Source organism: Pseudovibrio sp. WM33 (genome assembly GCF_001623165.1).
GTDB lineage: Bacteria > Pseudomonadota > Alphaproteobacteria > Rhizobiales > Stappiaceae > Pseudovibrio.
This window is the reverse complement of sequence record NZ_LMCK01000079.1, coordinates 17,882-30,684: the sequence shown is the minus strand read 5'-3', so window position 1 is coordinate 30,684 and position 12,803 is coordinate 17,882. Positions and strand designations below refer to the sequence as shown.

General features: G+C 51.5%; 11 protein-coding genes and 1 tRNA gene. 7 read left to right on the top strand and 5 right to left on the bottom strand.

The window, feature by feature from the left end; translation table 11 throughout:
- The first annotated feature begins 1 nt into the window (after window position 1).
- From secF to PsWM33_RS13525, 3 genes are all read left to right on the top strand, one after another.
- A complete protein-coding gene (secF, locus tag PsWM33_RS28450) occupies window positions 2-943 on the top strand; it encodes a protein translocase subunit SecF (protein WP_063300595.1) in 942 nt (313 codons plus the stop codon).
- A 144-nt stretch (window positions 944-1,087) separates the two neighbouring features.
- On the top strand, window positions 1,088-1,492 hold the full coding sequence (locus PsWM33_RS13530; RefSeq protein WP_057466261.1) for an Mth938-like domain-containing protein: 405 nt from the start codon (window positions 1,088-1,090) through the stop codon (window positions 1,490-1,492).
- A 21-nt stretch (window positions 1,493-1,513) separates the two neighbouring features.
- On the top strand, window positions 1,514-2,374 hold the full coding sequence (locus tag PsWM33_RS13525; protein ID WP_063290844.1) for a phytoene/squalene synthase family protein: 861 nt from the start codon (window positions 1,514-1,516) through the stop codon (window positions 2,372-2,374).
- A gap of 54 nt (window positions 2,375-2,428) precedes the next feature.
- On the opposite strand, the gene trmFO is transcribed toward PsWM33_RS13525, so the two are convergent.
- A complete protein-coding gene (trmFO, locus tag PsWM33_RS13520; protein WP_082827002.1) occupies window positions 2,429-3,826 on the bottom strand; it encodes a methylenetetrahydrofolate--tRNA-(uracil(54)-C(5))-methyltransferase (FADH(2)-oxidizing) TrmFO in 1,398 nt (465 codons plus the stop codon).
- Between the two features lie 235 nt (window positions 3,827-4,061).
- Between trmFO and PsWM33_RS13515 the strand changes: the two genes are divergently transcribed.
- The gene (locus PsWM33_RS13515; RefSeq protein ID WP_208981903.1) at window positions 4,062-4,646 is read left to right on the top strand and encodes a hypothetical protein; all 585 of its coding nucleotides are present in this window, start codon (window positions 4,062-4,064) and stop codon (window positions 4,644-4,646) included.
- 666 nt (window positions 4,647-5,312) lie between these two features.
- Here the strand turns inward: PsWM33_RS13515 and uvrA are convergent.
- A complete protein-coding gene (gene uvrA, locus PsWM33_RS13505) occupies window positions 5,313-8,246 on the bottom strand; it encodes an excinuclease ABC subunit UvrA (RefSeq protein WP_063300593.1) in 2,934 nt (977 codons plus the stop codon).
- A 401-nt stretch (window positions 8,247-8,647) separates the two neighbouring features.
- Between uvrA and PsWM33_RS13500 the strand changes: the two genes are divergently transcribed.
- Window positions 8,648-9,205 (top strand): single-stranded DNA-binding protein, encoded by a 558-nt coding sequence (locus tag PsWM33_RS13500; RefSeq protein WP_063300592.1) that lies wholly within the window; start codon window positions 8,648-8,650, stop codon window positions 9,203-9,205.
- Window positions 9,206-9,472: 267 nt separating this feature from the next.
- On the opposite strand, the gene PsWM33_RS13495 is transcribed toward PsWM33_RS13500, so the two are convergent.
- Window positions 9,473-9,547 (bottom strand) — tRNA-Glu (locus PsWM33_RS13495).
- 190 nt (window positions 9,548-9,737) lie between these two features.
- Window positions 9,738-10,178 carry a VOC family protein gene (locus PsWM33_RS13490; protein ID WP_057466264.1) on the bottom strand — a complete coding sequence of 147 codons (441 nt, stop codon included), beginning with the start codon at window positions 10,176-10,178 and terminating at the stop codon, window positions 9,738-9,740.
- A 417-nt stretch (window positions 10,179-10,595) separates the two neighbouring features.
- Between PsWM33_RS13490 and PsWM33_RS13485 the strand changes: the two genes are divergently transcribed.
- Together PsWM33_RS13485 and PsWM33_RS13480 are read left to right on the top strand one after the other, a co-directional pair.
- Entirely contained in the window at window positions 10,596-11,177 is a 582-nt protein-coding gene (locus tag PsWM33_RS13485) for a cold-shock protein (protein ID WP_057466310.1), read from the top strand.
- Window positions 11,178-11,293: 116 nt separating this feature from the next.
- Window positions 11,294-11,731, top strand: a complete 438-nt coding sequence (locus PsWM33_RS13480) for a DUF192 domain-containing protein (protein WP_063300591.1) — start codon at window positions 11,294-11,296, stop codon at window positions 11,729-11,731.
- A 64-nt stretch (window positions 11,732-11,795) separates the two neighbouring features.
- On the opposite strand, the gene galE is transcribed toward PsWM33_RS13480, so the two are convergent.
- Window positions 11,796-12,785 (bottom strand): UDP-glucose 4-epimerase GalE, encoded by a 990-nt coding sequence (gene galE / locus PsWM33_RS13475; RefSeq protein WP_082827001.1) that lies wholly within the window; start codon window positions 12,783-12,785, stop codon window positions 11,796-11,798.
- Window positions 12,786-12,803 lie beyond the last annotated feature (18 nt).

The window sequence follows — 12,803 nt, the reverse complement described above, 5'->3', positions numbered from 1 at the left end:
TATGAAACTTCTTAGACTTGTTCCGGAGCAGACCAACTTCCGCTTTATGCATTGGCGGGTGTTGAGTTTTCCGTTTTCTGGAATTACGGCAGTTCTTTCCGTTGTGCTGTTCCTGACAATCGGCCTGAATTACGGCATCGATTTTAAGGGCGGGACGCTGATTGAGCTGCAGTCCACAAGCGGTCCTGCGAACCTTTCTGAAATTCGCCGGACCCTTGGTGGTCTTGATCTGGGTGATGTGCAGGTGCAGGAATTCGGTAGTCCTACCGAAGTTCTGATCCGCATTGAATCTCAGGGCGAAGGTGAAAGCGCGCAGCAGGATGTGGTTGAGAGTGTCCGTGGTGCCTTTACCGATGGATATGAATTCCGCAGAACTGAGGTGGTTGGACCTCGTGTCTCCGGTGAGCTTGCTTATGCAGGAACGCTGGCGGTCGGGTCTGCCTTGCTGATGATCATGTTTTACATCTGGTTCCGCTTTGAATGGCAGTTCGCAGTTGGCGCGATCATCACCACCTTCAATGATATCCTGCTGACGGTTGGATTGTTTGCGGTGTTGCAGCTGGACTTTACGCTGTCCAGTATTGCGGCGGTGCTGACGATTATCGGTTACTCACTCAACGATACGGTGGTTGTTTATGACCGTATTCGTGAGAACCTGCGTCGTTACAAGCGTCTTTCTCTGGAAGAGCTGCTTGATAAGTCCATCAACGAGACCCTGTCCCGTACAACAATGACATCCGTGACCACTTTGCTCGCGCTGTTTGCATTGTACTTCCTGGGCGGTGAAGTGATCCAGTCCTTCGTGCTGGCGATGATCTTCGGTATCGTGATCGGGACTTACTCTTCTATCTTCCTTGCCTCTCCGCTGTTGATGCTCATGAAGCTTCGTACCAGCGTGTTTGACAAGAAAGACGATGAAACATCTCCGGCAAAATCTGCTTAACCAGCGGAAACAGCTAATGTTTTAGATGGGGCTGACCACAGTTGTGGTCAGCCCCATTTTCTATTGGACATTCTTTCGCGTGTAATTAAACAGAGGCTATCAATTTGCGCGTATACTGGGCGAAAATAGCCATTGGAGGACACTATGGGAAAACGTGGAGAGCCTTTGGAAGTGCGGGATGCGCATTATCCAAGTATGGTTCAAATCGACGCCTACGGAAATGGCGGCTTTCGATTTGCCGATATGTCTCATCGTGGATCGCTGATGTGTGTGCCATCTGGTGTTTATGGTTGGGCGCCAACCAGCTTTGATGAAGTTACGGATGAGGCACTGGCGCAAATCCTTGCAGAGTCTGACGATATTGAAGTGCTGTTGATTGGTGCTGGTGACGAGCTGAAGCCATTTCCGGAGTCTCGTAAGGGGCCGTTTCGTGAGAAGGGCATCATGGTCGATAGCATGTCCACTGGTGCTGCTGTGCGCACATACAATGTGCTTCTTGGTGAAGACCGCGCTGTGGCAGCCGTGTTTATTGCAGTTGAAGACGTTTAAAAAGAAGCGTGGAACCCAGCTATGAGCCAGGCCTATGACCACTGTAATGATTTCGTAAAACGCTTCTCCTACGAGCGTTACCTGAGCACATTGTATGCTCCGATTATTGCGCGTCCGAGTTTGATTGCCCTTTACGCCTTTGCCTGTGAGATTGCGCGTATCCGGGAGCTGGTCAATGAGCCGATGCCCGGAGAAATTCGCCTGCAATGGTGGCATGATGCGCTGAGTGGAACTGACCATGGCGATGTGATGCACAACCCGGTTGCGCAGGCGATCATTGAGACGATTGAGCATCATAAACTGCCAAGAGAGCCGTTCCTCAACCTGATTTCTGCGCGCCGGTTTGATCTTTATTCCGATCCAATGCCAACCATCAATGATCTGGAGGGGTATTGCGGGGAGACCAGTTCTACAGTGGTTTTGCTGGCCTCTATGATATTGAGCGGAAAACCTGCTGATCGCCAGCTTTCTGATGCCAGCGGGCATGGTGGTGTGGCGTATGCGCTCTCTGGCTTGATGCAGACGCTTGCGTGGCAGGCCTCGCGGCACCAACAGTTCCTTCCCAAAGATGTGATGGAACGACACGGTGTGGATGCCAATGCCTTGCGAGGGAACCGTTCAAATGATGCTGTCTGGGCGGCTTTTGAAGAAATGGTGGAGCTAAGCAAAAAGCATCTCGATGATTGTGAGAGTGCACTGGAAGGAATTGACCCGTCTGTGCTGCCTGCGTTTTTGCCTGTGTTTCAGGTGGAGCTGTTCTTCAATGAGGCGGACAAAGATAGTTTTGAGCCGCTGCAGGTTTGCGGTGGGGCGCCGCATATGCGCCGTGTCTGGCATATGTGGCGGACATCTCGCCGCCTTACCAAACTCTCGCGGAAATAGAAAAAGGCCGGAAAATCCGGCCTTTCCTGTATCTGATGGCAGGGTGAGAGCGAGTTAAACGTTTGCTACCCATGCCGTGAAATCGTCCAGACCGCGCTTGGCCATAACCTGCTTTTTAAGGCGGGTTTTTTCTTTACCGCGCAGGCGCTTGCCTTCCGGATGCTTTGGCATTTCCTCCAGAGGTGGCAGCAGGCCGAAGTTGATGTTCATTGGCTGGAATGAACGCGGGCCAGAGCCATCTTCACGATCAATGTGACCACCTGTGATGTGGTTGACGATAGCGCCGCACGCGGTTGTTACTGGTGGAGGTGCTATGTCTGTTCCGAGCGCCTGGTGAGCCGCGAACAGACCAGTCAAACACCCAACGGCGGTGGATTCCACATACCCTTCACAGCCGGTGATCTGACCTGCAAAGCGCACGTGAGGCAGAGCTTTGAGGCGCATCTGATCATCCAGAAGACGCGGCGAGTTGAGGAAGGTGTTGCGGTGCAGGCCGCCGAGGCGGGCAAACTGCGCTTCTTCCAGGCCTGGGATCATACGGAGAATTTCTGCCTGCGCGCCGTACTTCAGTTTGGTCTGAAAACCAACCATGTTGTAAAGCGTGCCAAGGGCATTGTCCTGACGCAGCTGCACCACAGCGTAGGCCTTGATGTCTGGCTGATGGGCATTGGTCAGGCCCATTGGTTTCATCGGGCCGTGGCGCAGAGTTTCGCGGCCACGTTCTGCCATCACTTCAATTGGCAGGCAGCCATCAAAGTAAGGCGTATTTTCTTCCCATTCCTTAAAAGAGGTCTTTTCGCCGCCAATCAGTGCATCGATAAAGGCTTCGTATTGCTCTTTATCCATTGGGCAGTTGATGTAATCTTTACCTGTACCGCCCGGGCCGACTTTGTCGTAGCGAGACTGAAACCATGCCTTGTTCATATTGATGGATTCAGTGTGAATGATCGGTGCAATCGCATCAAAAAAGGCGAGGGAGTCTTCGCCGGTTGCTTGCAGGATCTGCTCAGAAAGAGCTGGAGATGTGAGCGGGCCGGTTGCAAGAATGACCTGACCGCTTTCTGCGGATGGGATCTCAGTCACTTCTTCGCGGAGGATCTCTACGTTCTTGTGGCCTTCCAGCGCAGCCTGCACAGCTTGGGAAAACCCATCGCGATCCACGGCCAGTGCGCCGCCAGCAGGCACTTTGTTGGCATCTGCGCATCTCATGATCAGGGAGCCAGCGGCACGCAGCTCAGCATGAAGCAGGCCAACAGCGTTGTTTTCAGCGTCGTCAGAACGGAATGAGTTGGAGCACACCAGTTCTGCAAGGCCATCTGTTTTGTGTGCATCGGTCTCACGTGTTGGGCGCATTTCGTGCAGAACGGCCTTCAGGCCTTTTTCTGCGATCTGCCATGCTGCTTCGGAGCCTGCCAGGCCGCCGCCAACCACGTGTATGGTCTGCTTCGTCATTTCCTATCCAATCGACTGGGCTTCTGTTGCGCCAAAGCGTCTGATGAAGCCTAAGTGTTTATCGCTTGCGAATTGCTTAGCCTCTGAACTTGCTCAGTTCAATCATTTAGGCCATCAATCTTCCATGGTTGTGCAAAGTGATTCACAAAAACACATGTATTTTTCAAATAAGAAACTGAAGAAAATTTCTCAGGCCTTCGTGATTGTGGTTGGCGCAATTGGGCTAACTGCGTGCATGAGCCAAATTAATAGAAAGCCAAGCACCTGGTATACTCAGATGGGTGGCATCGAAAACAAAGGTGATACGCTTTACATCTGCCATGGTTTCGGCTGCGAATATCGCACGGCTGTGACGTTTAGCCAGAAAGACAAACAACGATTACGCACGATTTTGAAGCGGGGGCATCGAAGCCCTGAAGCTGAGCGTGCCGCAATTTCCAAAGCGGTGCAGTGGCAAGAAAAGCGTGTTGGACCTGTGGTTGGGTCATCCAATGATATTGGTGGGCTGGATATGGGTAATGGCAATGTTAAAGGGCAGATGGACTGCATTGACGAGGCGACCAATACGACAAGCCTACTGGTTTATGCGGGTTCTCAAGGGTGGCTTAAATACCACCGTGCGGCGCGGCCTGCCTCTCGCGGTTTTTTCCTTGATGGCAAATATCCGCATGCTTCAGCTGTTGTGGTGGATACGACCACAGAGATTCCATGGGTGGTAGACAGCTGGCGCCTGAGTAATGGCAAACCACCGGATATTCTGCACATGACTAAGTGGCTGACTATGACCAGCGCTGATTTGGAAAACCCATCAGGCGGGTGAGCTGGTAATAAGAGTTACGCAGTGATGATTTGGAGAGCGTATCAGCGAGGCTGGTGCGCTTTTCTTTTGCGTGATTGCTTTGCTGAGGAAGGCGGACAGTTTTGAGGAAAATAGGCCCTTAAAACAGCTAACGCCCGTCGATGGGAGGAACGACGGGCGAAGCTAGTAAACAGAGAACTGGGAGGAAATCTCTGTTTAGAACCATCAAGCAGCTTGGGAGGAGGTGCTGCCTGAGGATTGTATGTTAGGCTGCCGAGGTTTAATTGGGAGGAGTTCCTCAGCGGCCTTGAGTTGGTTTATACAAAAGACTTTCCAATTGTGCATCACATCATTTCGCATGTCCGATATGCAAAAAATGCATGGCATTATGGTAAATGATGGCGCTACCATTCTTCAAAACGACATAAATGCTAAAATTAACGATTGTGCAGTGCGGTAATTTTGTGATTTGCGGCACAAATCTGCATACCTGAGGGGCTGGGAGTGCTGTTTTTAGGCAGTTGGTGCTGAAAACTTAATCATATGTCAATGTGTCGCCGGCTTTGGGTGGGGTTTGCAGTGGATCGGCGCCAGTTGGTATTTTGTGTTGTTTTCGCGGAAAGAGACTGTTGGGGGCGGTGATTTTTGCAAAAAAAAAGACCGGGACAGTGCCCGGCCATTTGGTTTTTATTCTGCTGCGTCCAGCTTGCTGGCGCTTCGCCTTTCAAACAATTCCTTGAGGAAGTGTCCCGTATAGCTCTCTGGTACCTCTGCCACATCTTGTGGACGGCCTGTTGCAACGATGGTTCCGCCGCCGTCACCCCCTTCAGGGCCAAGGTCAAGGATCCAATCTGCGGTTCTGATCACTTCCAGATTGTGTTCGATCACGAGAACTGTGTTGCCTTGATCGACCAGCTCATGAAGGACATCGAGCAGCTTGGCGACATCGTGGAAATGGAGACCGGTTGTTGGTTCGTCCAGAATATAGAGCGTACGGCCAGTTGAGCGTTTGGAAAGCTCTTTTGCCAGTTTCACACGTTGTGCTTCACCGCCGGACAAGGTGGTGGCTTGTTGGCCGACCTTGATGTAGCCGAGGCCCACGCGGGCGAGGGTTTCCATTTTGTCGCGGATAGATGGCACGGCAGAGAAGAAACTTGCTGCTTCTTCAACGGTCATGTCCAATACATCTGCAATGGATTTGCCTTTGAACTGAACTTCCAGTGTCTCGCGATTGTAGCGCTTGCCCTTACAAACATCACAGGTGACATATACATCAGGTAGGAAGTGCATCTCGATCTTGATAACACCGTCACCCTGACAGGCTTCGCAGCGTCCGCCTTTTACGTTGAAGGAGAAGCGGCCCGGCGCGTAGCCGCGCGTTTTCGCTTCCGGCATGCCTGCAAACCACTCCCGGATTGGAGTGAAGGCGCCTGTATAGGTTGCCGGGTTGGAGCGCGGCGTTCTGCCAATTGGGGACTGATCAATGTCGATGACTTTGTCCAGGCGCTCCAGACCTTCAATCCGGTCATGCGGGGCAGGGTTGTCGCGTGCGCCATTGAGGCGACGAGCGGTTGCCTTGTAGACGGTATCGATCAGGAATGTGGATTTACCGCCACCAGATACACCGGTTACACAAGTGAATGTGCCAAGCGGGATGGTAGCATTCACATCTTTGAGGTTGTTGCCGCGCGCGCCGAACACTTTGATCTGACGGTTCTTGTCAATCTTGCGCGGCTCATCTGGTTGCGGGATGCTCATTTTGCCGGAAAGGTACTTGCCAGTGAGGGAGGCCGGATTGGCCATCACTTCATCCGGCGTGCCTTTGGCAACTACTTGTCCACCATGGATACCTGCGCCCGGACCCACATCCACCACGTAATCCGCGGTGAGGACGGCGTCTTCGTCGTGTTCTACCACGATAACAGTGTTGCCGAGATTGCGCAGGTGTTTCAGGGTTTCCAGAAGGCGGGCATTGTCACGTTGGTGCAGGCCGATGGATGGTTCATCCAGAACATAAAGCACACCAGTCAGGCCGGAACCGATCTGGGAGGCCAAGCGAATACGTTGGCTCTCACCACCAGACAGGGTTCCGGAAGAGCGGTCCATGGAAAGGTATTCCAAGCCAACATCGTTGAGGAACTTCAGGCGCTCACGGATTTCCTTGAGGATGCGATATGCGATTTCGTTCTGTTTATCAGAGAGCTTTTCATCAATGCTGGAGAACCAGTCATGTGCGGTTTTGATGGAAAGGGCTGTGATCTCGCCTATATGGCGATCTGCTATTTTGACGCAAAGGGCTTCAGGCTTGAGGCGGTAGCCTTTACAAGCGTCGCAAGCATGGTCGGATTGGTAGCGTGAAAGTTCATCGCGCACCATCTGAGAATCTGTTTCACGCCAGCGCCGCTCGATGTTGCCAACAACGCCTTCGAATGGCTTTTCGGTTTTGTAAGAGCGGGTGCCGTCGTCATAAACAAACTGCACTTTTGTGTTGCCGGTTCCAAACAGCACTGCATTGCGAAAGTCTTCAGGAAGGTCTTTCCAGGCCTTGGTCATCGGCTGTTTATGATGCTTGGCCAAGGCTTCCAGTGTTTGGGTGTAATAGGGAGAGGTTGAGCCTGTTTTTGACCACGGCAGGATCGCGCCACCCCGAAGGGACAGGGTTTGGTCCGGTACAACGAGTTCGGCTTCAAACGCCAGCTTTGTGCCGAGACCGTCGCAGGTCGGGCATGCGCCAAACGGGTTGTTGAACGAGAACAGACGCGGTTCAATCTCTGGGATCGTGAAGCCGGAGACCGGGCAAGCGAACTTTTCAGAGAAAATGAGTTGCTTTGCTTTGCCTTTCTCATCCTGCTGATCTGCAAACTCAACGGTAGCGAGGCCTTCAGCCAGCTCCAGTGCCGTTTCCAGAGAATCTGCCAGGCGGCCAGCCATGTCTTCGCGCACAACGATACGGTCAACAACGACGTCAATATCGTGTTTGAACTTCTTATCCAGAGTGGGTGCATCGGCGATTTCATAATACTCGCCATCAACTTTTACGCGCTGGAAGCCCTTTTTCATGAGCTCAGCAAGTTCTTTTCTATACTCGCCTTTGCGGCCACGCACGATTGGGGCCAGCAGGTAAAGGCGGGTTCCTTCTTCTAATGTCAGAATGCGGTCTACCATTTGGGAGACGGTCTGACTTTCAATTGGAAGGCCCGTTGCCGGTGAGTATGGAATGCCTACGCGCGCGAACAGAAGGCGCATGTAGTCATAGATTTCTGTGACTGTGCCGACTGTGGAACGTGGGTTTTTGGAGGTTGTTTTCTGTTCAATGGAGATTGCAGGTGACAAGCCGTCGATCTGATCTACGTCCGGTTTCTGCATCATTTCAAGGAACTGGCGGGCGTAAGCGCTCAGGCTTTCAACGTAGCGGCGCTGCCCTTCAGCGTAAATCGTATCGAAGGCAAGAGAGGATTTGCCTGAGCCGGACAGGCCTGTCATGACGATCAGGCTGTCTCGTGGAAGATCCAGGTCCACATTCTTCAAGTTATGTTCGCGAGCGCCACGTACAGTGATCTGCTTCATAAGGTCTGCGCGCGCGGGAGTATTTTGTGTGTCATGTGTTGGCGACTTCGCCATGGAACTGTCCTTTATCACGGATACCGAGTTCGCATATAAAAAGCAAAACAGGTCTGGGCGCGATCCTCAAAATGCAGGAGAATGAGCGCTGGAAATCAGGTGGAACATAAACGGAACAATTTTAAGGAGCAAGCCTTTTTGAGTTTGCTCGCGTAAAATTGTCTTTTAGAAAAATTGAGAGTTGAACGTAGCAGTTTTGCAAGGCAATGTGTCGGAACAAAAATAGAACGAGCAGATAGCCTTGCTTGCGGGCGCCTGATATTCCGACTGAAAGCCTAGGAAATGTGGACAACCACTGCGGCTTTGAGAAAGTCTGTTTGAATTGTAGAGCGCGGAGCATAGGTTACTTGCCAACTTAACTCGCTTAAACTTTGGGCGAGTTCAGACTTAGGAGTAATTCAATGGCCGGTAGCGTCAATAAAGTCATTTTGGTTGGAAATTTGGGCGCAGATCCGGAAATTCGCCGTACGCAGGACGGTCGTCCGATCGTCAACTTGCGTATCGCTACTTCGGAGAGCTGGCGTGACCGTAACAGCGGCGAGCGCCGTGAGCGGACCGAATGGCACCGTGTTGTTGTGTTTAATGAAGGTCTTGCAAAGGTTGCCGAGCAATTCCTGCGCAAAGGCTCCAAGGTTTACATCGAAGGTCAGTTGCAAACTCGCAAATGGCAGGACCAGAGCGGCCAGGATAAATACTCCACCGAGATCGTTCTGCAGGGCTTCAACTCTACGCTGACTATGCTTGATGGTCGCGGCGAAGGCGGTGGTGCAGGCGGCCAGGGTGGCCAGTCCGGTGGCTTCGGCGGCAGCGGCAGCGGCGGCGGCGGATACGACCAGGGCGGTGGTTTTGGTGGTGGTGGCTCCAGCAATCAGGGCGGCGGTTTCGGCGGTGGCAGCGGAGGTGGTCAAGCACCATCTGGCGGCTTCGGCGGCGGAATGGACGACGAAATTCCGTTCTAAGCCAAGCATGCAATTCAAGATGGCCCGGAGTGAGCGCAGGTTCACTGCCGGGCTTTTTTGTGTTCCGGTGCGAGGTCTTGCTCAGAAGATGATGCGGGTAAAAATCTTATCTTTCGACTTTACTTGGGCTTAAGTGGACTGGTCGCGGCTATGGGGATTGGGGAGCTTGTTTGCAGAGATGTGTCGTCAATGCTTGCTCTCAAAATAATAGAGAAACAGCGCATGAAGATGCAATGCTAGCAAATTAAATAAATTGAAGGAGAGAATTGGTACGCCCAAGGGGAATCGAACCCCTGTTTCCGCCGTGAAAGGGCGGCGTCCTAACCGCTAGACGATGGGCGCACTCTACAGCATTTGCGCAATGTGGCGCGCTGTGAGGAGGCTTATAAGTTTTCAGTAGGATATTGTCTAGTGCTTAAAATTTTATAATTCAAACAATCCACAAATACGGATTTGGTCTATTCTTTTCTTAATTATTGTTAGATTTCAGCGCCTCAATCGAAATTGAGACGCTGAGATGTTTGTGCTGGAATTACCAGCTTCCGGTGTTGCCCATGGAGAGCCATGGCTCAGCTGGTTCAAGGCTTCCACCTTTTTGCAAAAGCTCAATGGAAATTCCATCTGGAGAAACAATGAATGCCATACGGCCGTCGCGTGGTGGTCGGTTGATTGTGATCCCAGAGGCTTGAAGCTTTTCGCAGGTCTCATAGATATTGTCGACTTCATAGGCGAGGTGGCCGAAGTTGCGACCTCCGGCGTACTCTTCCGGATCCCAGTTGTATGTTAGCTCGAGTGCTGGTGCGGAAGATGCGCTGAAGCTTTCTTTGTCTTCAGGCGCAGCCAGGAAGACAAGCGTGAAGCGGCCAGCTTCGCTTTCGTGACGGCGAACTTCTTCCAGCCCAAAGATGCTGCAATAAAACTTCAGGGATTCATCAAGATCTTTAACGCGGACCATGGTGTGTAGATAACGCATGTCGAACTCTTTCTTTTATGGGATTGGCTCTGTGAAGTGGGAACCAGCAGAGGTTGAAGTTGGCAGAAGCTAGCGCGAAAAAAGCTAGGAGGGAAGGGTGCCTAGTATTTCTGAATTCTGAATATGCAAGGTATGCTCCGCAATAGTGTGTATCTGATGACGAGCGGAGACTTTGAAAGTAACGCGGGGATTCATGGGATAAAATCTTCAGTAGTGTTAGCTATACCCCCTCCAAACTTCAGGTAAATGGTGTTGATAGGACAACACTAACCAAATCAATGGGGGATCATTTAGCTCTTTGTTAATTTTTTACCTTTTTGCCGTCGGGCGTAATGATATTCTTTTTGTGGAATCAAGTGGTGTTCGGTTTTGATCGAGCGTTACATTTCAGATGCGGCAAATTTCGGGGCATTCATCATGGTGGTAAAAACGGCGCCTCAGTTAGGCTCTGTCGAGGACCTGGTTGACGATACAGCCTTAGATGTTCTTCAAGTGGCAGGAACAATCAAGTGGTTTGATATTGGCAAAGGCTATGGTTTTGTAGAGCCGGAAGACGATCTGCCTGACGTCTTGTTGCATGTTACATGCTTGCGCAGGGACGGCTATCAGACGGCGTATGAAGGCGCGCGTGTTGTTTGCGAGGTGCTTAATCGTCCGCGCGGATTGCAGGCGATGCGCATTCTTTCCATGGATGAGAGTTATGCGGTTCATCCTTCTCAGCTGCCACCTTCTCGGACGCACGTGCAGGTGACACCAGAGGGTAGTTTTATCGACGCGGAAGTAAAGTGGTTTAACCGGGTCAAGGGCTTTGGCTTCCTGACGCGTGGCGAAGGCACGGAAGATATTTTCATTCATATGGAAACATTGCGTCGTTTCGGCATTACGGAGTTGCGGCCTGGCCAAAAGGTGCAGGTGCGCTTTGGTGACGGGCCGAAAGGCAAGATGGCTGCGGAAGTTCGGCCTGTTGGGAGTGGTACTCACATTCCGGCATCCCACTGACGAGAGTCTGACGATTTTCTGATCACATTCCTGAGATTTGCTGATTTTAAGCCCTTGGCGACTTGCCAAGGGTTTTTCTTTGGCTCAATGCTAAAGAAAACGAGGTTTAAGGCTATATGACGGTTCTTCGAATTGCATTCATTTTTGTTGTGCTGGGTATGACATCAGCGGTTGCTGCAGGTATGAGAACTGAAATGTTTGAAGTGCGTAGTGCCAATGGAACGCATGAGTTTCAGGTTGAAGTCGCTGAAACGCCTGATGACAGGGCTCAAGGCTTGATGGGCCGAACGGATCTGACGGCTGATCAAGGGATGCTGTTCATTTTCCCGCAGTCGGGTCTTCAATATTTCTGGATGAAAAATACGCCGACTTCGCTTGATATCATCTTCATCGGAGCTGATTATAAAGTGAAAAGTATTGCTGCAAACACAGTGCCATACTCGGAAGAGATTGTTCCTTCCGGTTTGCCTGCTCAATATGTTTTAGAGGTGGTGGCTGGGCGCGCGGCTGAATTGGGCATACAGCCCGGAGATCGCGTTATTCGTATCCCATAGTTGAAGTGTCGAATGGTTCGCAGGAAAGTGTGCCGACTGAGGAGTTTAGCCGGCACAATGACGTTTAAAGGCTGTTTTTGAATTGGAGCTTTTTCTCCCAATCCAGCGCGTGCTTTACGATTGTTGGCAAGTCATCAAAGCGAGGCTTCCATTCCAGATTGCTCATGATTCTGGAGTTGTCTGCGACAACTTTTGGAGAGTCGCCAGCACGGCGCGGTTCTTTTTTCACCTCAAAATCAACATCTGATACGGCTTTTACAGCGTCGATGACCTGAAGGACTGAGTAGCCGTCACCGTAGCCTGCATTCATGATGGTGCTATCCCCTCCATCGCGCAGGCGTTTTAGGGCAAGGTAATGCGCGCTGGCGAGGTCGGAAACGTGGATGTAATCGCGCACTCCAGTCCCATCTGGTGTGTCGAAATCATCGCCAAAAATGCCGAGATGGGTACGCTTACCGAGGGCAGCTTCGCAGGCCACTTTGATCAGATGTGTCGCATTCTTGGTGGACTGGCCAGTGCGACCTTCCGGATCAGCGCCTGCCACATTAAAATAGCGTAGAGCCGTGTATTTGAACTCGTGGGCGGCGGCCGTGTCGCGCAGCATAAGTTCTGTCATCAACTTTGAGGTACCGTAAGGGCTTAAGGGGGTTAGGGGGGTGTCTTCAGAAACTGGAATAACTTCTGGATCACCATAAACTGCTGCGGTTGATGAGAAGATGAAATGCTTGATGCCATTCTTCACACAGGCTTCAATTAATGTGCGTGAAGCTGCTGTGTTATTCTCATAATATTTCAGTGGGTTAGAGACGGATTCTGGGACGATAATTGAGCCCGCGAAGTGAATGACCGCAGAGATGTCGTGGTTGCGGAAGATTGTCTGGAGCAGATCAAGGTCTGTGATTTCGCCTTCGTAAAGCTTGGTGCTCTGCGGGATGGCCCAATCGAAGCCCGTGGACAGATTGTCTATGACGACAAAATCCTCTCCTGCGTCGTGAAGACACCACGTCATGTGGCTTCCAATATATCCGCAGCCGCCTGTTACAAGTATGGTCATTGTCTGCTCCAAAATTCT